General features: G+C 42.4%; 23 protein-coding genes. 8 read left to right on the top strand and 15 right to left on the bottom strand.

Annotated features, from left to right (window positions below; all coding sequences use genetic code 11):
- Positions 1-18: 18 nt before the first annotated feature.
- Positions 19-1,245 carry an MFS transporter gene (locus DWV34_RS10275; RefSeq protein ID WP_006567226.1) on the bottom strand — a complete coding sequence of 409 codons (1,227 nt, stop codon included), beginning with the start codon at positions 1,243-1,245 and terminating at the stop codon, positions 19-21.
- A 243-nt stretch (positions 1,246-1,488) separates the two neighbouring features.
- Here DWV34_RS10275 and DWV34_RS10280 point away from each other — a divergent pair, with 243 nt between their 5' ends.
- Positions 1,489-2,361 (top strand): AraC family transcriptional regulator, encoded by an 873-nt coding sequence (locus DWV34_RS10280; protein WP_006567227.1) that lies wholly within the window; start codon positions 1,489-1,491, stop codon positions 2,359-2,361.
- 25 nt (positions 2,362-2,386) lie between these two features.
- On the opposite strand, the gene DWV34_RS10285 is transcribed toward DWV34_RS10280, so the two are convergent.
- The 7 genes from DWV34_RS10285 to DWV34_RS10315 form a co-directional block, all read right to left on the bottom strand.
- On the bottom strand, positions 2,387-3,259 hold the full coding sequence (locus tag DWV34_RS10285; protein ID WP_009289831.1) for a shikimate dehydrogenase: 873 nt from the start codon (positions 3,257-3,259) through the stop codon (positions 2,387-2,389).
- 248 nt (positions 3,260-3,507) lie between these two features.
- A complete protein-coding gene (locus DWV34_RS10290; protein ID WP_006567229.1) occupies positions 3,508-4,515 on the bottom strand; it encodes a TRAP transporter substrate-binding protein in 1,008 nt (335 codons plus the stop codon).
- A gap of 13 nt (positions 4,516-4,528) precedes the next feature.
- Complete coding sequence (locus tag DWV34_RS10295; protein ID WP_009289832.1) at positions 4,529-5,818, bottom strand: TRAP transporter large permease; 1,290 nt, start codon at positions 5,816-5,818, stop codon at positions 4,529-4,531.
- Positions 5,819-5,820: 2 nt separating this feature from the next.
- Entirely contained in the window at positions 5,821-6,306 is a 486-nt protein-coding gene (locus DWV34_RS10300; RefSeq protein WP_009289833.1) for a TRAP transporter small permease, read from the bottom strand.
- 325 nt (positions 6,307-6,631) lie between these two features.
- Positions 6,632-7,399 carry a type I 3-dehydroquinate dehydratase gene (gene aroD, locus DWV34_RS10305; protein ID WP_118476202.1) on the bottom strand — a complete coding sequence of 256 codons (768 nt, stop codon included), beginning with the start codon at positions 7,397-7,399 and terminating at the stop codon, positions 6,632-6,634.
- 13 nt (positions 7,400-7,412) lie between these two features.
- Positions 7,413-8,585: an MFS transporter gene (locus tag DWV34_RS10310; RefSeq protein ID WP_006567233.1), complete on the bottom strand. Its 1,173-nt coding sequence runs from the start codon at positions 8,583-8,585 to the stop codon at positions 7,413-7,415.
- 31 nt (positions 8,586-8,616) lie between these two features.
- Positions 8,617-9,492, bottom strand: coding sequence for a shikimate dehydrogenase (locus tag DWV34_RS10315; protein ID WP_006567234.1), 876 nt, complete (start codon positions 9,490-9,492; stop codon positions 8,617-8,619).
- Positions 9,493-9,696: 204 nt separating this feature from the next.
- Here DWV34_RS10315 and DWV34_RS10320 point away from each other — a divergent pair, with 204 nt between their 5' ends.
- Both DWV34_RS10320 and DWV34_RS10325 read left to right on the top strand, forming a co-directional pair.
- Positions 9,697-10,587, top strand: coding sequence for a LysR family transcriptional regulator (locus DWV34_RS10320; RefSeq protein WP_006567235.1), 891 nt, complete (start codon positions 9,697-9,699; stop codon positions 10,585-10,587).
- 126 nt (positions 10,588-10,713) lie between these two features.
- Entirely contained in the window at positions 10,714-12,711 is a 1,998-nt protein-coding gene (locus DWV34_RS10325; RefSeq protein WP_009289835.1) for an oxidoreductase, read from the top strand.
- A gap of 98 nt (positions 12,712-12,809) precedes the next feature.
- Here DWV34_RS10325 and gloA2 read toward each other — a convergent pair whose 3' ends face one another.
- Positions 12,810-13,190: an SMU1112c/YaeR family gloxylase I-like metalloprotein gene (gene gloA2 / locus DWV34_RS10330; protein ID WP_009289836.1), complete on the bottom strand. Its 381-nt coding sequence runs from the start codon at positions 13,188-13,190 to the stop codon at positions 12,810-12,812.
- 112 nt (positions 13,191-13,302) lie between these two features.
- On the opposite strand from gloA2, the gene DWV34_RS10335 reads away from it, so the two are divergent.
- Positions 13,303-13,764 carry a hypothetical protein gene (locus DWV34_RS10335; RefSeq protein WP_009289837.1) on the top strand — a complete coding sequence of 154 codons (462 nt, stop codon included), beginning with the start codon at positions 13,303-13,305 and terminating at the stop codon, positions 13,762-13,764.
- Between the two features lie 76 nt (positions 13,765-13,840).
- Here DWV34_RS10335 and DWV34_RS10340 read toward each other — a convergent pair whose 3' ends face one another.
- The 5 genes from DWV34_RS10340 to sigK all read right to left on the bottom strand — a co-directional run bounded on the left by DWV34_RS10340 (position 13,841) and on the right by sigK (position 16,867).
- Positions 13,841-14,173: a DUF3784 domain-containing protein gene (locus DWV34_RS10340; protein ID WP_009289838.1), complete on the bottom strand. Its 333-nt coding sequence runs from the start codon at positions 14,171-14,173 to the stop codon at positions 13,841-13,843.
- Between the two features lie 20 nt (positions 14,174-14,193).
- On the bottom strand, positions 14,194-14,985 hold the full coding sequence (locus DWV34_RS10345; RefSeq protein WP_009289839.1) for a class I SAM-dependent methyltransferase: 792 nt from the start codon (positions 14,983-14,985) through the stop codon (positions 14,194-14,196).
- 39 nt (positions 14,986-15,024) lie between these two features.
- On the bottom strand, positions 15,025-15,639 hold the full coding sequence (locus DWV34_RS10350) for a GNAT family N-acetyltransferase (protein ID WP_009289840.1): 615 nt from the start codon (positions 15,637-15,639) through the stop codon (positions 15,025-15,027).
- Between the two features lie 36 nt (positions 15,640-15,675).
- Entirely contained in the window at positions 15,676-16,110 is a 435-nt protein-coding gene (locus DWV34_RS10355; protein WP_009289841.1) for a GNAT family N-acetyltransferase, read from the bottom strand.
- Positions 16,111-16,243: 133 nt separating this feature from the next.
- Positions 16,244-16,867: an RNA polymerase sporulation sigma factor SigK gene (gene sigK, locus DWV34_RS10360; RefSeq protein ID WP_009289842.1), complete on the bottom strand. Its 624-nt coding sequence runs from the start codon at positions 16,865-16,867 to the stop codon at positions 16,244-16,246.
- A 147-nt stretch (positions 16,868-17,014) separates the two neighbouring features.
- Here sigK and DWV34_RS10365 point away from each other — a divergent pair, with 147 nt between their 5' ends.
- From DWV34_RS10365 to DWV34_RS10375, 4 genes are all read left to right on the top strand, one after another.
- On the top strand, positions 17,015-17,362 hold the full coding sequence (locus tag DWV34_RS10365; RefSeq protein ID WP_022261471.1) for a DsrE family protein: 348 nt from the start codon (positions 17,015-17,017) through the stop codon (positions 17,360-17,362).
- A 77-nt stretch (positions 17,363-17,439) separates the two neighbouring features.
- Positions 17,440-17,562 carry a hypothetical protein gene (locus DWV34_RS17870; protein ID WP_022261470.1) on the top strand — a complete coding sequence of 41 codons (123 nt, stop codon included), beginning with the start codon at positions 17,440-17,442 and terminating at the stop codon, positions 17,560-17,562.
- Entirely contained in the window at positions 17,537-18,106 is a 570-nt protein-coding gene (locus tag DWV34_RS10370; RefSeq protein ID WP_227031929.1) for a hypothetical protein, read from the top strand. The genes DWV34_RS17870 and DWV34_RS10370 overlap by 26 nt, the downstream gene beginning before the upstream one ends.
- 308 nt (positions 18,107-18,414) lie before the next feature.
- Positions 18,415-19,068 (top strand): MORN protein, encoded by a 654-nt coding sequence (locus DWV34_RS10375; protein ID WP_009289845.1) that lies wholly within the window; start codon positions 18,415-18,417, stop codon positions 19,066-19,068.
- 386 nt (positions 19,069-19,454) lie between these two features.
- Here DWV34_RS10375 and DWV34_RS10385 read toward each other — a convergent pair whose 3' ends face one another.
- Positions 19,455-20,216: a M15 family metallopeptidase gene (locus tag DWV34_RS10385; protein ID WP_009289847.1), complete on the bottom strand. Its 762-nt coding sequence runs from the start codon at positions 20,214-20,216 to the stop codon at positions 19,455-19,457.
- Between the last annotated feature and the right edge of the window lie 59 nt (positions 20,217-20,275).

Genomic DNA, 20,275 nt, shown 5'->3' on the forward strand with positions numbered 1-20,275 from the left:
TTTTGTTTATCATATTGATTACAGACTCTTTCCCTCTGCTGCCAAAGACTTTTCAATGATTGAATAGCGGATATTTACAACAACCGCCAAAACAATTCCTAAAACGGTAAATCCTACAGCTACCAGCAGGGAATATTCCATACCGAACATTTCAGCCAGTTTACTTGCCATTACCGTCGCTGAAAACTGGGAAAGAGCTCCTGCAATCATAACTGCGCTGACACATTTCGCCTTGGAAGCCGGAAACAGGTCTGTCATTGTAGCTGTCACCAGCTGAAGCACACCCCCTGCTGCCGTTGCGCCGACAATGAAACCGCCTGCCACTGCCAGCGTCGTATTTCTCGAAACAAACATTAAAAATTCTGTCGCTCCTGCGATGATCGGGCAGATCAAAATAAATTTGACAGGTTTGATCCATTTCAGCAGAAATGTTGTAGCTACGACCATAAGGATAGAACCTAAAGAATACATAGACTGAATCTGCCCGGCAGCCCCTTCTGTCATTCCCAGCACGTCCATTCCATAACTTTTATTTACAGCCAAAAAGATCTGGAATGTTGCTGTACAGGTATAACCGATAACGATCAGTGCAATTCCTTCCACTGCAAATTTTGATGCCTTGGAAACTCCCACGAAACCTTTTACTTTCTCTCCGTTTTCTGTCTCTACTTTCGGCTGCGGCGCAAATTTGGCTCTTGTCAGCAGCAGTGCATTGACGATCAGGATAATAATACAAAAGACAAATGTCCAGCCATACCACATGTCATTTGCCAGCAGATAGGCAATCATCATTGGCAGAATATACTGAGCAATGGAGATGACCAGCTTCGTAAGAATACTTGCAAGTCCTGAATCCTCCAGGATTTCCATCGCTCCCGGAATAACGCCGGAGTCTAAAAATCCATTGGCAACACCGCAGAGCATTGCAACAAAGTAGCCGACCTGAGCATTCGGAGATACAAGGATTCCGGCAAAGAACAAGACGTAGACAAAACTTCCGATCAAAGTGATTGGTCTTCTTCCGAACCGGTCAGACAATGCTCCTGAAAATGGATATGTAATCAGACGTCCGATTCCAAGCGCTGATGTCACGGCAACAACTCCGGCCGCTGTGGTCCCCCACTGCTGCTGAAGGGAAGTTACATTCTGTCCTATGATCGCTGCTCCAAAACCATGGACAAAGAATGTAACGTACAGCATAAATGCTGTTGGGTACAAATGCTTATAACGTTTTTCCTGTTTCATTTTTCTCCTCCTGAAAACTATTACATGTTATTTTTTTCACAAAACTGTCAGTAATTCATCTGCATAACTTACTACAGAAATTATATCAATTATCCTGTATTTTTCTACAACGTAAATTGTAGATTATAAAAATTATCTTGCTTTTCTATCCAATATTCTGTATGATTATTTCAGATTTTCTTATTTTTTAGTCAACTATCTTGTATTATGTAATAATTATCTTGTAGTCAAAGGAGTGCCATTATGTTCTTAGAGGAATATCGCGAGAAAGTACGGAGGCCAATATTTGAGCCGGATCATTCTCCAAAAATCTGCCGTTTATCACACAGCTATAATAATCCCACCTGGAATTACCAGTACCATTTACATAAAAACGAGACCGAACTGGTCTATATTTCAAAAGGAAGCGGGACTTATGTCATCAATACCAATTCCTATCAGCTGAAGAAAGGAATGATTCTCATTGTAGAACAGGGTGCCATCCATTCCCTTTTTTCTGATGAACATGATCCCCTGAACTGCTGGACCTGTGCCATTTCAGATTACAAATTATGCTGCCGGTCCGATCACGGATTTATGCTTCCTGCCAATGTATGCCCTGCCATGGATTCCGGTATCCATGAAAACTATATCCACCGTCTGTTTGAGGAATTAGACTTGCTGAGAAAATTTTCTTCCGATACTCATATGGCAGCCTGTGACGCCTTAGCCGTTTCACTGGCAAGCATTTATTTTGAACTTTTCCTTGCCGATCCGAAAACGGAGCGTCATAAAGATTCCTCTTTTGCCCGTGATATTTTAATTTATATCAACGAAAATTACGCCTCACAAATCACTTTGAAAAAACTGGCTGAACAATTTCACATCAGCACAGATCATATCAGTCATGAATTTTCTAAGGTATATGGAATCTCACCGATTAATTATGTGATTGACCGCAGACTGAATGAGGCAAAATGGATGCTGATCAACACTTCCGATTCTCTGGTCTCCATTGCAAAAAAAATCGGCTACGAGAACACCAATCATTTTTCAAAACTCTTCCAGAAGAGAATGCAGTATCCGCCGCTCAAATTCCGGGAACTGTATCAGCACAAAAAGAGCACCTCATCTTGAGATGCTCTTTTCTAAACTCTTGTATTTAATACTGAATATCCAAAACTTTTTTCATATGTTCTAACGGCATATGTTTTCCTGTCCATAGATGAAAAGCTGCGTCCCCTTGGAACAGCATCATTCCCAGTCCGTTCATACATTTGCATCCGGCTTCTTCTGCCTGCTCCAAGAGCTTTGTCTGCCGCGGTGCATATACAGTATCTGTCACAATCAGATCCGGTCTCAAAAATGAGGTGTCTGGTATTACAGACTGTCCCTCCAGAGGTTTCATTCCCACCCCTGTTGCCTGTGCGAAAAGATAGCTGTCAGCGATTTCTTCCTTCAGCTTATCTTTGTCATCCAGATCATAGAGATTTACCACACAGTCTGTATTTGCTCGAATCTTTTCAATGGTCTTCTCAGCGTTTTCCCAAAACTTATCTTTGATATTAAAGATCGACATTTCTTTTACTCCGTCCAGCGCGGCCTGGATCTCAATAGCTGTGGCAGCACCACCGGCTCCGGCAATGGTCATTTTCTTTCCGATGACGTCAATTCCGTTGTCCTTTAATGATGCCATATAGCCTATTCCGTCCGTTATATGTCCGGTCAGCTTTCCATTCTCGTTCACAATGGTGTTTACCGCACCGCAAAGTTTAGCTGCGGGTGAAAGTTCATCCAAATATTGTCCTACTACCGTTTTATTCGGCATGGAAACATTGGAGCCCTTCAGCTGCAGAGCACGGATCCCTTTTACTGCATCTTCAAGGGTCTCATTGGTCACCTCAAATGCAAGATACGCATAATCAAGTCCCAGCTGTGCAAATGCCTCGTTGTGCATTGCCGGCGAACTGGAGTGTCTGATCGGATACGCCATCAGCCCGATCAATTCCGTATGTCCTGTAATTCTTTCTGCCATAATATCCTCCTATCATTTCTGAATATGATATCATTATAGTCAAAATAAGCTGATCCTAAAAGCATCGATATTTCACTTCTGCTGAACTATCTTGTCCATTTTTCGTCCTTACATCTGAGAATAGGAACTCTGTCGCGATTTTCAAGCAGGTATTTTGCTTTTTTCATAAATTATCCTGTGTTTTAAATTTTCTTAAGCAATAAAGAACAGGCACTTTTACTGTTTTCCAATAAAAGTGCCTGCTGATCTTACTTCTGGTTCAAATATGCATCAAAAACATCTTTTGATACATTTTCCTCAATGCTTTTATATATGTCGGAAGACGCTTTCCTTACGTCCTCCTGAGTTTTCTTATCCAGCCTCACAATCTTCGTACCACTGTCTTTTATGACCTTCATCCGGTCTTCGATCCGTTCATCCGAAGCTTTCCTTGCATATTCCTTTGCTGTCTCTGCCGCCTCAGAAATAATCTTCTGCTGATCTTTCGGAAGGTCTTTATAAAATTCATCACTTACAATCAGAGAAATATAATGGGGCAGGTGATTTGTTTCCACCACATAATCCTGCTGTTCATAAAGTTTGCTTGACACAATGACCTCGTATGGATTTTCCTGTGCGTCTATCGTCTTCTGCTGGAGACCGATATATACCTCACTGAATGTCATCGGTGTCGGATTGGCTTTCAGTGCCTTCCAGAAATCCATATGATAGCTGTTTTCCATGGTACGGATTTTCTGTCCTTTAAAGTCATCGATTGACTTCACCTCTTTGTTGGTAGACATGACACGGAATCCCTGGTCCGCATAACCGAGCAGCTTAAATCCGCCTTTTTCATAGACCTTTTCCATCTTCTTATAAAATACAGGATTGTCCACGGCAGCTCTTGCCTCGGCAATCGTAGCAAAGGCACTTGGCAGGTCAAAGACAGCGGTATCCGGCATAAAAGTAACCTGCGGTGCTGTATTCTGCACGACGAAAGGAATATCACCGTCAGAACAGCTCTCAAGCAGTTCTCTGTCTCCTCCCAGCGTACTGTTGGGATAAACTTCAATCTTCATTTTTCCTTTGCTCAGCCGGTTCACCTCATCGGCAAACTTTTGTGAATAAAGCTGAGTCACTGTGTCCTCAGGACTGGAGGTCCCCAGCGGCCAGGCATACCGCTGCACTCCATCGGAACTTTTTTTCCCGCATCCTCCCAGCACAAACGCAGAGATGATACATAATGCTGCAATGGTAAATCTTCTAAGTCTTTTCATCTGTATCCCCCTCCTATAACAGCGCAAGGCTGATCTGCGGTATAAATGTAATCAGTAACAGAGCCACCAGGAAACATGCAATCAGAGGCATGGCTTTTTTGGCAATATCCACTACAGGAATCTGTGTCAGTGAAGAAGCCACAAACAGATTCACTCCAATCGGCGGGGTAACAAAACCGATCGCCAGATTGACCACCATCATCACACCGAAATGAATTGGATTCATTCCAACGCCTACTGCAATCGGCATCAGAATCGGTGTCAGAATCAAAATAGCCGGTGTCGTATCCATAACCATACCCACAAGCAGTAAGAAGACGTTGATTACCAGCAGAATGACAATTTCATTGTGGAATGTTCCGAGAATCCACTCGCTGACTGTCTGAGGAACCTGCATCAGAGTCAGGACTCTTGAAAATGCGACGGATGCTGCAAGTATAAATAAGATAGGCGCGTAGGTACGGATTCCCTCGATCATTACTCCCCATAAATCTTTTATATGGATACTCTTGTAGACAAATAAGCTTACGAATACAGAATAAAAAACAGAAATCACCGCCGCTTCTGTAGGGGAAGCCACACCAGTATAAATACAGCCGAGGATAATAACCGGACTGAGCAGCGCAAAAAAACTGTCTTTCAGCACAGTAAGCAGACCTTTGTCATGAAGCGCCTGTACTTCTTTTCGTATCTTTTCTTTATCTTCCCCATGTTTTCTGCAGTAAAAAACAGCATATACCATCAGCAGCAGACCGATAGAAATCCCGGGAAGAATCCCGGCGATAAACAGGTCACTGACAGACTGTCCGGATGCCATTCCGTACATAATAAAAGGAATACTTGGAGGGATAATGACACCCAGTCCTCCTGAAACCGCAACGATCGCTGTGGCAAATTTTTTATCATAACCGAGCTTAATTAAAATCGGGATCGTCATACTGCCCACTGCAGCCACCGTCGCCGGCGCTGAACCTGAAATTGCTCCATAAAAAAGACACGTAACAATAACTGCACATGGCATTCCCGCTGTAAATTTTCCAATAAAATATACAAAAACATCAAAAATCTTTTTTGAAATTCCGCCCTTTGCCATCACCATGCCTGATAATACAAACATCGGCACCGCCAGCAGCGGAAAACTGTCGATTCCCCCAAGCATAGATCGGATGACAAACTGACCGCTTGCGGTAAAAGAAGAATCAAAAATTCCCGGAAGTACTGACACAATACCGAGTCCAATGGAAATCGGGATCGCGATGATCAAACACAAAAAGAAAATAATAAAAACTGATAACGCTGACATACCTACACCTCCTGATCCTTTCCAACTGCGATTTTAAACTCAATCAGCCATCTCTGTAAAATACGGATTGTCACCAGCAGGAAACTCACCAGCGGTGCTGCCTGTATGTAGTACATTGGAATATGGCATGCAGGGCTGACTTGTCCGCTCTCAAATGCACTTTTTAAATACAGGACAGAGTACGGGATCAGATACAGGAACAACGCCAGTTCAATGGTATGGTTCACCACTTTAAAGATGGCCCTTCCCCTTTTAGGAAACATTGCCACAAACTGTTCAATTTTAATGGAAATACACTTTTTTGTGCAGTAGCTGACACTGATAAATCCCGACCAGATGAACAGGTATCTTGTGATCTCCTCCGACCAGGAAAGGGATGCTCCCAGAACATAACGCGCCAAAACCTGAATACCCATGATCAGGACCATTCCCACCAGGAAAACTCCCATTAAAAACTCTTCTAAATTCTCATCTAACCACTTTAGCATCTTCATACCTCTCTTTTGTAAGCGGAGCCCTGCTGTTCTCAGCATAATTCTATCTATTTGAACATGCTTCCCCGCCTGTAATTATTACAGCATCCAAAAGTTAATTTTTTAACAACCAATCCACTATATTATACATGGAAATAATTGATTCCACAAATAGATTTTTCAAATAGAATTAATAATTTTTATCTATCAATTTTGCAGATTTTCTTTGAACCCAAATGCCCTGCAGTTGTGAATCAGCCGCAATTCTCCCACATAAAAAGCAGATAACCTGGTTTCAGATTATCCGCTTTTATCTTACTGTCGTTTTGTTTTTATAATTCTACAGTCCCTGATTTGCGTGGAGGAACTGAAGCATATCATTTAATTCATTGACTGCTGCCTGACCCGGAGCGGACGCTTTTTTCGCTGCGCCGAATGTGAGCGCTGAACCAAAGACTTCTCCGCAGAGACGGCTGATCAGTCCTGTTCCGGCCATTGACATGGTGATGATCGGACGGTCTGCATGATCTGTATACATTTCTTCCGTAGCCGAGAGCAATGTAAGCACATCTCTTCTGCAGGTCGGCATCACAGCAATCTTAGGAATATCAGCTCCTAATTCCTGCATTTTGACAAGCCTGCTGACAATCTCTTCTTTTGCCGGAGTCTTGTCAAAATCGTGATTGGAAGCTACAACCTTCACACCGCACTCGTGCGCTGCCGCCACGATATCTTTTACGATATCATCTCCCGTAAATACTTCCACATCTACAAGATCTACATATCCGCTTTTCGCTGCGTTTTTATTCAGTTCTGCATATGGACCCGCTTCGATGGCTTTCTCTCCGCCTTCTTTGGATGTACGGAAGGTAAAGAGAATCGGTGTCTCCCCGAGAGCTTCTCTCAGATCTTTTAACACATCTTCTACTTTGGCAAAATCGAAGACTCCCTCAAACCAGTCCACGCGCCATTCCACAACATCTATCGGGATCTCCCCGAAAGACTTTGCCTCGGCGATGATCTCTTCCTTTGTCACGCCGACAATCGGCACACAAATCTTGGGAACACCCGTTCCAATCTCTACATTTCTAACTTTTACTGGATTCATTCTTTACTCCTTATTAAGCTTTCTCTTCCATTGCCTTGTATCTCACATTGACAAACAGAGCCAACAATACTCCGACAACAGTGATTCCAATGTTCATTAATAAAATGTCTGCTTTATCCATTGTACCAGCCAGAGAAAGGATTGTATAGTTCGATAAGCTGGACGCGATCATAACGATACTCGTGATGGTTCCTTTGATTTTCGGGAACAGATCGTTGGCGGTCGCTGTCACAAGCTGAAGTACAACGGCTCCTGCGGAATATCCGACAACTGCTGATCCGATGTAGCAGATAGAAGGAGTTCTCAGCAGATAAACAAGCGCAATCATAATCGTTGCGATCAGAGGATATACAAATAAGAATCTTACCCCTTTTATCTTATTAACTAAAACAGTTGTAACGACAATAGCTACGAGAGATCCTGTGCTGTAGTAAGTCTGCATGACAGAAGGATCACCAATCTTTGCATATTCCTTCGCGAAATCCTGAGCACAGTTCAGCCAGAGCTGGAATGTTGCTGTTCCTGTAAATCCGATGATGATCAGCGCAATGCTTTCCAGTGAGAAGTTTGCGTGTTTGATATCCTGGATCAGAGAAGATTTTGCTCCGCCTGCTGTTTCCATTTTCGGAAGAGGCGCGAATAAAACGAGCACTCCGATGATAGCGATGGCAGCACCGCATACGTATAATAATACATTTAAGGAAAGGTTTGCTCCAACGATAGCACCGATCATAAACGGCATTAACAGCTGTGAACAGGAGATTGAAAACTTGGTAAGCATCGTTGCCATACTGGATCTCGGTGCGAGAATCTCAACACATGCCGGAATAACGCCTGTGTCAAGGAAAGAGTTTGCGATACCTCCCAGAATTGCCGCGATATATGCAACGGTCATATTCGGTGACATGGCAAGTCCTAAGAAAAAGATCGCATAGGAGCCTGCGCCGATAATGGATGCAACTTTTCTTCCCAGCTTATCAGAAAGAGGTCCTGCAAACGGAAGGGCAATCAGCCTTCCCAATCCTAATGCGGCAGCTACCATTGTAACAAGACCGATGTCTGATGCTCCCCACTGTTTTACCAGGGTTTCTTTTACTGCCACCTGTCCTAAGACAGATGCTCCGATACCATGGATAAAATAATTTAAATATAAGATAAACGCACTGGGATAATATTTTTTGTTCATAATTGATTCCTCTCAAATTTCCTCTCTAAGTTTAGTCGTATTTAATATCCAATACTTCTTTCATGTGATCGATCGGCATATGTTTTCCGGTCCACAGGTGGAATGCAGCGTCTCCCTGGAACAGCATCATACCAAGACCGTTCATTGTCTTGCATCCGGCTTCTTTTGCCATCTTTAAAAGTGCAGTCTCTCTCGGTGCATAAATTGTATCAGTGACAATCAAGTCCGGACGTAAGAATGACGCGTCAGGAATTACTGATTGTCCCTCTAAAGGTTTCATTCCCACACCTGTTGCCTGTGCGAACAGATAGCTGTCTGCGATCTCTTCTTTTAATTTATCTTTATCATCAAGGTCGTAAAGATTTACGATGCAGTCTGTGTTTGCACGGATCTTCTCAACAGTTTTCTCCGCGTTCTCCCAGAACTTATCTTTAATATTAAAGATTGACATTTCTTTGACACCGTCTAATGCCGCCTGGATTTCGATTGCCGTTGCTGCTCCGCCTGCCCCTGTGATTGTCATTTTTTTACCGATCACATCGATGTCATTGTCTTTCAATGACTGCATGTAGCCGATTCCGTCGGTGATATGTCCTGTCAAAACTCCGTCTTCATTGACGATCGTGTTGACTGCTCCGGCCATTTCTGCTGCCGGTGAAAGCTTATCTAAGTATTTGCCTACGACTGTCTTGTTCGGCATAGAAACGTTGGAACCTTTCAGTTTCAAGGCGCGCAGTCCTTTTACCGCATCCTCTAATGTGTCATTGTCAACTTCAAACGCCAAATATGCATAGTCAAGTCCTAATGTGGCAAATGCTTCATTGTGCATTGCCGGTGAGCTGGAATGTCTGATCGGATATGCCATCAGCCCGATCAATTCTGTATGTCCTGTAATTCTCTCTGCCATGTGTCATTCTCCTTTTTTACTTACCCTGTTGTTTCTTCACCCAAAAGTTAATTTTTTAACAACCTTACAAAAACTATTATACACGGATCTTATTGATACTTCTAATACATCTTTTAATACTTTTTAATAGTATTTTGCTATCATTCATGTTATGCTTCCTTATATAAATAGCACTGCACTTTCCACAGAAATGAGGTAATCTCTATGAATCTAAACCAGCTTTCATATTTTCAAAAAATCGCAACCCTGCAGCATTATCACCAGGCAGCCAGAGAATTGAATGTATCCCAGCCCAGTCTGAGCCGCTCCATCGCCAATTTAGAAGAGGAACTGGGGCTTCCTCTCTTTCGGAAAAACGGAAGAAACATCGAGCTGACCAAGTACGGCAAGATCTTTTTAGAACATGTTAATAAAATACTCGAAGAAGTAAAGATTGCCGAGGACAAAATGAAGGCTCTGGCCAACGCCAAAGGAGGCCACATCGACCTGGCCTACGTGTTTCCCCTCGCCAAATCGTATATTCCCCACCTCGTACGCAGTTTCCTGGATTCGGAAGATTCCAGCAATATCACCTTTTCTATGACGCAGGAAATCACCAACAAAATGCTCCGTGATCTGAAATCCGAAAAATATGACGTCATCTTCGGCTCGTACGTATCCAATGAGCCTGAGATCGAATTCGTCCCGGTCATTAATCAGGAGATGGTTGTCATCACGCCGCTGGAGCACCCCTTGAAGCATAAAAAAGAAGTTCTGCTGGAAGATCTTCTGTCCTATCCTGTTATAGGATATGACCGCACCTCCGGTCTGGGGCAGTATACAAATTCCATCTACCGGCAGAACCGGATGGAACCTGAGATTGCATTTGAAACCTCCGACGAAAATGCCATTGCTGCTCTCGTAGCCGAAAACTTCGGTGTCGGCTTTGTGGCCCATGTGGAATCGCTGAGGGAATATGACGTGGAAATTCTTCACTTAAGCAACGTCAAACCTTATCACACCGTCTACATGGCGTACCTGAAAAATAACATTATGATTCCTGCGGTAGAGAAATTTATCGGCTTCGTAAAAAAAACAATAGACAAAAGCTATTAATTCTTTAAAAAATATCAATTTGTTAAATAATTATCTTTGCTTTATAATGAACTTATCATTACAGATCACCCAAATGCAATGATAACAACCCTAATTAGAAATCGATAATCTTTTGGAGGGTACACAATGAAGTGCAATTATAAAAATATTTTCAGTCCGCTGACAATCAAAAACATGACGATGAAAAACCGCATCATGATGACACCGATGGGAACTAACTATGGAGAACAGACCGGAGAGATGAGTTTTCTCCATATCAATTATTACGAACAGAGGGCAAAAGGCGGTGTCGGCCTTATTATGGTGGAAAATGCCAGCGTAGATTCCCCTCTCGGCTCAAACGGTACAACTCAGATCAGAATCGACCATGACAATTACATGCCCCGCTTCTTTAAGCTCTGTGAGACCGTTCATTCTCACGGTGCATGTATCGGATTACAGCTAAACCATGCAGGTGCGTCCGCTCAGTCTAAGCGTACGAATATGCAGCCGGTGTCTGCTTCAGATATTCCGTCTAAGGCAGGCGGAGAAATTCCTCGTCCGCTCACAAAAGATGAGATTTACGCGATTGTTAAAAAATATGGAGAGGCCGCTGCACGCGCACAGGCTTCAGGATTTGACTGCATTGAGATTCATGCGGGACATTCCTACCTGATCAGTCAGTTCTTATCTCCTACGACAAACGTCAGAACCGATGAATTCGGAGGTTCTCCGGAAAACAGAGCCAGATTCGCAAGACTGGTCTTAGAGGAAGTCAGAAAACAGGTTGGACCGATGTTCCCGATTTTCGTACGCTTAAGTGCCGACGAGTTTATGGAACATGGAAATACCCTGGATGATACTTTGGACTACCTCCAGTATTTCCAGGAAGAAGCCGATGTTTTCGATGTTTCTGCGGGATTAAACGGTTCCATCCAGTATCAGATCGATGCCAATTACTTAGAGGACGGCTGGAGATCTTATATGGCAAAGGCCGTCAAAGAAAAATACGGAAAACCGTGTGTGACGATGGGTAATATTCGTGATCCTCGTGTTGCTGACGATATTCTTGCCCGCGGAGACGCTGACATCATCGGTATGGGACGCGGTCTCATCGCAGATCCGTGCTGGGTGAAAAAGGTTGCCACAGGGCACGAAGATGAATTAAGAAAATGCATCTCCTGCAACATCGGATGCGCAGGAAACCGTATCGGTGTCAACCGTCCGATCCGCTGTACGATCAATCCTACAGTAAACGACGGTGCCGATTATAAAAAGCATAAAATCAACAAACCATGCAACGTTGTCGTGATCGGAGGCGGTACTGCCGGTCTGGAAGCCGCATGTACGGCTGCGGAAGTAGGATGTACAACATTCTTATTGGAAAAAGAAGATCATTTGGGAGGACTTTCTGTAGAAATCTCTAAGATTCCTGACAAGAAACGTCTGGCTGATTTCCCTCACTACCTTCAGGTAAGAGCTTCTAAATTAAACAACCTGTTTATTTTCAAGGGACAGGAAGCCACACTGCCGATGATCAAGGCTCTGCACCCGAATATCATCGTCAACGCCACAGGATCCAATCCTCTGCTTCCGCCGATTAAAGGTCTTCACGACCATATCGACAAAGAAGGCTCCAAGGTTGCCTCTATTTCCGGCATGATCAATCATCTGGCTGACTATCCGGAAGACTGCACAGGCAAAAAGGTTGCTGTCATCGGAGGTGGTGCCGTGGGACTGGATGTGGTAGAATATTTCGCACCAAAAGGCGCAGAGGTGAGCATCGTAGAGATGATGCCTGCCATCGGTAAAGATTTAGACCCTGTTTCCAAATCCGGTGTGAATGCACTGATGAAAAAATATGAGGTCAATCAGATGCCAAACACTGCTCTTTGTGAAGTAAAAGCTGATTCCTTCCTGGTAAAGGCAGACGGTGAAGAAAAAGACCTGCCGTTTGACTATGGATTCGTATGTCTCGGAATGCGTGCCAACGCTCCGGTTCTGGAGGAGATCCGTGAGGCATATGCGGATACCAACGTAGAAATTATCAATATCGGTGACAGCGTCCGTGCAAGGCGTATCATCGACGGTGTTCAGGAAGGACATAACATTTTAAGAGTTCTTTCCGACATGGAATACTTATAAAAAATATTCGCCAAACTCTTTTCATAACAATTCCATAATAATAGAAAGAAAGGGAACCTTCATCATATGGTTCCCTTTCTTTCATCTATCTTCTCTTATTATTCATGAAGTTCTAACGGAAGTCCGTCGGGGTCATGGAAGAATGTCATCTTTTTTCCTGTAAAGGTATCACGTCTGATATCTTCTGTCTCAATTCCCGCCTCATTTAATTCTTTTATTGTCTCCCCAATATCTTCAACATGAAACGTGAGATGTCTGAGTCCGCATGCTTCCGGATAAGACGGCCTTTCGGGATGTCCTTTTCCTGAAAATATCTCCAGCTCACAGTCACCCTGCTTCAAATCCAGTTTATAATCTCCTCTGTCCTCACGATAATTTTCTCTGAGAATCTGAAATCCAAGCTGTTCCGTATAGAACTTTTTTGACTTCTCGTAGTCACTGACGATCATCGCAATATGATGTATTTTGTTTAATTTCATTCTGGCTCTCTCCTTTTTTGTCACAATTCTGTATTTATTATATAACAAGCATGAAACCCATAACCTTTTGACCCTGGTATCATATTATAAAGTAAAAGAAAGGGGTTGTTTTATGGATAAATGCTGCTGTCATACTCCATGCTGCCCGGCTCCGGTTCCTGCGGAACCGATTGATTTTTATGCCCAGTATGGAACTTCATATAATGGAGCCTCCGGGACATATGTGTCCTTTTTTCCTGTTTTTCAGGAAGGTGATGGAATCCGGCTTGAAAATGATACAACGATATCGCTGAAACCAGGATATCTCTACCTCATAGATTTTATCTTTCTGGGAACTGCGGAAGCTGACGGATACATGCAGATTCTTCCTTATATCAACGGTTCCCCCCGTCTGCTCTATTCATTTTTTGCACCTGCCGGAACGGAACGCAACACTTCCGCTTCAGGCAGTTTCACAACAAATGAGGCCATCTCTTCTGAAGCACAGTTGTCATTCCGTCTCACCTATTCCTCTGTCACAAGGAATATTGATCTGAGCGGAGCCGTATCGGTGACGCCTCTTCAGAGATATTGACACCATCTGTTTTCTGCACGGTCATTCAAAAACCGTGCAGAAAATGGAATCGAGATCTGGCAGAAATGCGCCGTTTTTACTTCTTCTTTTTCTCAATCTTAATCGTTGATACAAGGGCATAAATAACTGCGGCGATTGTAACTGCCAGCGCCGCATAAAACAGCCAGCCGATTTCAAATATCATTTGAAGTGTATTCAGTAAAAATATAATTCCAATCAGCAGAAAGATGACTGCTGACTGCCGGTAATGTAGTTTTTTGTCCATTTCTTTCCGTTCCTTTTTCGATGCAAACAGATAGGCATTATTCAATAGAAATCCCTTCTCTTTGAAGTAAAAACAACTGGCTGCAAATGAACCTGCCGATATAATAAGCAGTATCATAATAAGAAACTTCTCTGTCATATTCATCCTTCACCTTCCAAAATGGCTTATTTCTGAAAAATATCAATCACATGGCTCGTGACTCCTAAAAGATCTTCGCGCTCGCACATGGCAAAGTGATATTTTAAATATATCTCAAAAGTTTCATCATCCATGGCATCTACCGCTTCTCGCATAAATAGAGAACAGCCGTCTGACGCAGCATAATGCAGTCTGGATACAGGAAATACAGACATCAGTTCGTCAATGTCCTCCTTTCGGACAAGTTCAAATAAATCTTTTGGCTGGGATCTGGAAGCAAAGGTTTCCGGATCGATCAGACCCTTCTCAATATACTCGGAGACGTTGATATTGCCGCGGTTAAATCCTTCGTCGAGGAGACATCCATCGGATATCACATGTGCTGCAAAGATCACCCCTCCCTGTTTTGTCACGCGGATCGCCTCAGAAAGAGCCTGTCTCTTGTCTTCTTTGGTGTAAAGATGGTACAGTGGACCTAACAGCAGCGTTATATCATATTGGCTGTCCGAAAAATCGGATAAATCAAGGGCATTCCCCTGAGTAACCGTGATCGTCTCATCCGGCTGAATATTTTTCCGGAACATTTCAATGTTATGTTCCACCAGCTCCACCGCATCAACTGCATATCCCTGATGCGCCAGTGCATGTGAATAGCGGCCGGTTCCCGCTCCGATTTCCAGTACACGGTCATCGGGTTTTATATACTTGTCTATGTAACGCATAGTAGTAAGGAATTCAACTGATCCATGCTTTGACATAAGACGGGCATCCTCATTGAAACTGCTGTAATGGTTTATCAGATATTGGTTTGTTTCCATACTATGTCTCCTCTATTTATAATCAAATTACTGTTTGCTTTACTCGGCTGCTTTGCTGTACAAAAAACACTGGAGATCAATCTTTTTATGTCCTATCTTCAGTATGACATCTTTTTCACCGGCACGCTGAAAGCCCCTGCGCTCATAAAACTGATAAGTACATGCGTTATCCGTATATAAATATATATTCTTTCCCTTTTCTCTTCGTGCAAATTCATTAAGCAGGAAACTTCCAGTTCCTTTGGCTTTCATCTCAGGATTGGCGGCCAGGAACAAAATCTCTCCGTCCGGCGAAGTTTGTTTACAGTAACATGTAAACATTTCCCTGTTTGCCTCATCATAGACGCCGGAACCTCCTCTCGCAAAAAGGTTCTGCAAAACATCAAATACTTTCACGTAAAACGATTTCCAAAAAGAACGGTATTTCTTATCCTCACCTTTGATTTCAGCAAGCAGTACTCCTGCAAACATATCCCCCGCATATGCTGCAATCACCTGAGTTGCACGGGCAAGCGACAAATACCAAAAATATCTGCCGTATAAATTCAGCAAGAGTTTACTATCCATGTACCAGTCAAAATGCATCCCTTTCACCGCAAATTGAACTGCTTTTTTATGGTCTCTTTTATCCAGTTCTCTGATTTCTAACTTCATGAAATTCTTCTCCATAAATTTTGGTTTCTATATCCCTCATCTATTCAGTGTCATAGGCGTATACCGTATCCCATCTGTAAGCTGTTCGTCATCCACAGCCTGAAAACCCAGCTTTTCATAGACTGGTACAGCATAAGGAGAAGCATTCACTGTTATTTGCTCGGTCCGGCTCTGTGCCAAAAAATAGTTCCAAAGGGCTCGTCCGATTCCCTGTTTTTGTATCTTTTCTTCTACAAAAAAGAGACTGATATGATTTCCCCTCATCGCTAATACACCTACGACAGCTCCGTCAATTTCCGCTCCAAAGATCTCTAATCTTTCTAATTCTCTCTCATTGCGGATAAAATCATGAAATGTAAGGATTCCTTCTTCCGAATACTCCGGTGCTTCAAATTTCAAAAAGGTTTCCCACACCAGATCCACGGCCTCCTGAATCCTTGAACGATACAGTCTTGCAATTTCCATACTCATTTATTTTCTCCCCGGCTTTGGCTGTTTCTGTTTTTTCAATTATATCTGTTTCTCGGGGTTCTATCAACTTAAGTTTACTTTCAGATAATGGAAACTGCCGGAATCTAACTTACAATTCCGGCAGATAACCTAATTATAATTTTAACCTTCTTTTTATCTTCTCAACAGCTTTTTTTTCAATACGGCTCACATAAGATCTCGATATATGAAGTTCTTTTGCCACCTCTTTCTGAGTCATGGGTTTTTTGCCATATAATCCGTATCTCATAATCAGAGTCGTTTTCTCTCTGGACGGTTCCATCTCATCCACCATTTTATACAAGTCTCTGATTTTCTCCTTCAGGTCCAGTTCATCTACGATATCGTTTTCATCCGCCCCCAGTACATCCAAAAGATTAATTTCATTCCCCTCTTTGTCAATCCCAATCGGCTCATATAACGAAGTGTCCTTTGCACTTTTTCTTTCCTGTCTCAGCATCATGAGCAGTTCATTTTCAATGCATCGGGAAGCATAGGTCACCAGCCGGTGCCCTTTCTCCATGTTATAGGTATTGATCGCTTTAATCAGCCCAATCGTTCCCACGGATATCAGATCGTCCTTATCCCTGTCAAAGTTATTATATTTTTTAACAATATGGGCAACCAGACGGAGATTGTGTTCTACTAATATGTTCCTGGCCTCCATGTCCCCCAGGCGGCTTTTCTTCAAGTAATATTGTTCCTCTTCCTGTGACAGCGGTTCTAAAAATGCCTGCAAGTAAAGCAACCTCCAAGCCTTTTTAACATTGTATGCCTTCCTCTGTCCAATAGTGCTTTTCCCTCTAAAAGATATTTCATCTGCTGTAAGGGTTCTCTCAAATGTGTTAAACTTACAATATCATATATTTTATTCAGGAGGTATGCTATGAATGTTTTATTTCATATTGATGAGAGTTTAAAGTGGGCAATGGTTCTGGGAAATATACAAAATATGATTCAATATTTTGATCAGGAAGCCATGCATTACCGAATCGAGCTGGTGGCAAACGGCCCGGCTGTCTGTGAACTTCAGGATGCCGTCTCAGAAAAGATGGGTTTTAAAAATGCTCTGCTTTCTCTTTCCTCAAACATTCGGATCTGTGCCTGCCGCAATGCACTGCGCGGAAACCATATTTCTCCTGAACTTCTGCTGCCGTTTGTTGAAATTGTCCCGGCAGGTGTAGTGGAAATTGCTCTTCGGCAGACGGAAGGTTTTTCATATATTAAACCTTAAAACAACCCTCGGGAACATAAACAAATTCTCTGATCTGTGGTATGATAATGTAAAAACAATACAGGAGATGAGAGAATATGAAGAAATTAAAAATCGCAGCATTATTATGCCTTTTGTGCCTTCTGACCGCAGGGTGTGCAAAAAAAGAAAAAAGTCAAAAACAAGACGGTCACATTGGAATACCAGAACAAGAAATATGAGGGCCAGTATACCGGTCTCATGAAAAATGACAAGCCAACGAAAGGAACTTTTTCCTATAAAAAGGGAGATGATTACCTCGCCTACAAAGGCATAATCTCAAATGGTAAAATGTCCGGAGAAGGAACCCTTGATACAAACCTGATGACAGCCTATTTTATTGAAAAAAAATGTGAAGGGCGCTACAAAGGCATTGTCTCCGGCGGCAAAGCCAGTAAAAAAGGAAGATTTGAATTTGTGTCTCCAAAAGACTTCAAAAACGCCGTCTATCAAGGAAGCTGGCATGCGAACATGGCAAACGGCAAAGGACGTCTTGACTTCTCTGTCGGAGGAAAATGGGCTATGACCGGCCATTTTGACACCGGTTATTTTGATCCCACCACTTTTAAAATCTATCAAACGATGGGGACTTTTGAAGAGATCGAATATAAAATTTCTCCAAAAGCAAAAACATTTATAGAAAAAATGATTCCTTATTTATGGCAAAAAAAGAAACTGATCTGGCACCTTATGTGGATTCTTCGCTCAGTCACCATGATGTTTTAAAAAAATCCGGTGATTACGGCGATGAACTTATGAAATTTTCTGACTATACAGTTCTGAATACCGAGCTGAATGAAAAAGTCTTTGGCAGAAATCTATCTCTGGTTCTTCTTGGTCTGCCCTCTGAGAATGCATACATATACGTTATCTGCCTGGACCCTTTAAAGGATGTTTCTTTCAACAGCACTCAGACCGTATATTGACTTCCTCTTTCCTCTGCAGAGTATACAATGCAGTCCGGCAAAAAATAAAAGTACTGATTGTAGCAGGCAGTTTCTTAAAACACCAGTAGCAATACGGAGGGGAAAACTATGAAAAATTTAAAGTTTACAGCTGTTTTTATCTTATTGGTCTTCTGTCTCACCGGATGTTCCAACCGTGTAGAAAATGAAGAAATGACCCTATCTTTTTTTGACAAAGATTTGAAAGGAAAGTTTTCGGGAACTCTGAAAGACAAAAAACCAGAAGGCAAAGGCACTTTTGTCTTTAAAAAGAACAAACAATATCTCACCTACAAGGGAAATTTCTCTAAAGGCCGTCCGGAAGGCAAAGGTTCTGTAAAAACAAACCTTGCCAAAGTCAAACTCAGCGCCACAGATACAACCGGTGTATATGATGGAGAGACATTGAACGGAAAATTTCATGGCAGCGGCAAATACAAAGTTCAGAGTCCGGCCAATCTAAAATCTACCTATACCGGCCTCTGGAAAAACAATCTGCCGGAAGGAACCGGAGAATTAGTGTTTGACGACAAAGATTATCCCAAACAGGCAGGCACTTTTACCAAAGGTTATTTTACACCAAATGTACTGGAATTTTTTAATACGCTTGGTTCACTCTCCAGTATGCCCTTTTCTATTTCCTACAAGGCACAGGAATTTATTTCCGGCCATGAGGAACTATTCCCTGCAAAGAATTTAAAACAGACAAAAAAATATACAGATACTTCGATCAAGTATCAGTAGATCTTCAAACATCCGGATCAATACGGAGATAAAATTGTACGGTTATCCGATTATTATATTGTGCAAATGGATTCTTACTCTGCATTCGGATATGATTACAATGAGATTCTTCTGATAGATCGTTCCGGAAAACATGTATGCATCGTGTATTATCTGGATGAATTAGAGAATATTTTTGAATCTGACTTTGTGGATGTATATGGTATCCCAATTGATACATCGTCCTATGAAAGCAAGAGCGGAAAAACTATAAAAACTTGTATCCTCGCAGGAAATTATTTCAAAAAGGTGAAGTAAATCTGAAAGAAAAATCATTATAAAAAGGCCATTCTCCTTGTAGTGACAGAGAATGACCTTTTTCTCATACCCACAGGGCAAACCGTATTTTATACATTCCCCCCAGACACATGTTTTATATATTCCTCAAGGCACATGTTATTCTTTTTCATTTCCTTTGCGGCTTTCCTGCCCACATACCGGTAATGCCACGGCTCATATCCGATTTTTGTAATATTTGTTTTATTCTTTGGATACCTGAGAATAAAACCGTATTTCCAGCTGTTTTCCATAAGCCACTGCTGTTCTTCCCTCTTTTCCTGTGTCTCATCAAGCACTGGATAATCAACTGCAACGATATCCACTGCCAGCCCCGTCTGATGTTCACTCCGGCCCGGAAGCGCAACCCATCTGGATGCCTTCTTCCTGGCCTCAGCCTCCGTACATCCCTGATTCAAATACTTATTGATATCGCGCTCCAGAAGATATGTCTGGCGCTCTTCTGTCCGGTATGCAGAACAGACGGAGGGATAAAGCCCTCTTTTTCTGGCCGCATTCATCATTTTCTGCAGATCCGGCAGTATCCTCCGGTCTACCTGGCACCCATTATTTAATGTAGTCAGGTCAGGCTGAAAACCATCCGGCACATAATTTTCATGATTTATTAAGATTAGGTTCCAGGGAATATGAACTGTTTGTTCTTTTTGTTTTGGCCTTACAAATCTGCTGACCGGTATGGTATTCTTTACCGGCTGCTGCGTAGAAGTACAGTACTGTATCACGAGGACCGTCAGGAACCAGGTGCCTATGATCTCTAATATAAGCAGTACAAAATACTTATGTCTCCTCCGTATATATTGTTTCTTTCTCATTAGTCCGTCATCCTTCTTTCCAGAGAATATGATCTCTGGTATTATCATACCCGGACCTT

The organism is Anaerostipes sp. AF04-45 (genome assembly GCF_003461725.1).
GTDB classification, from domain to species: Bacteria; Bacillota; Clostridia; order Lachnospirales; family Lachnospiraceae; genus Anaerostipes; species Anaerostipes caccae.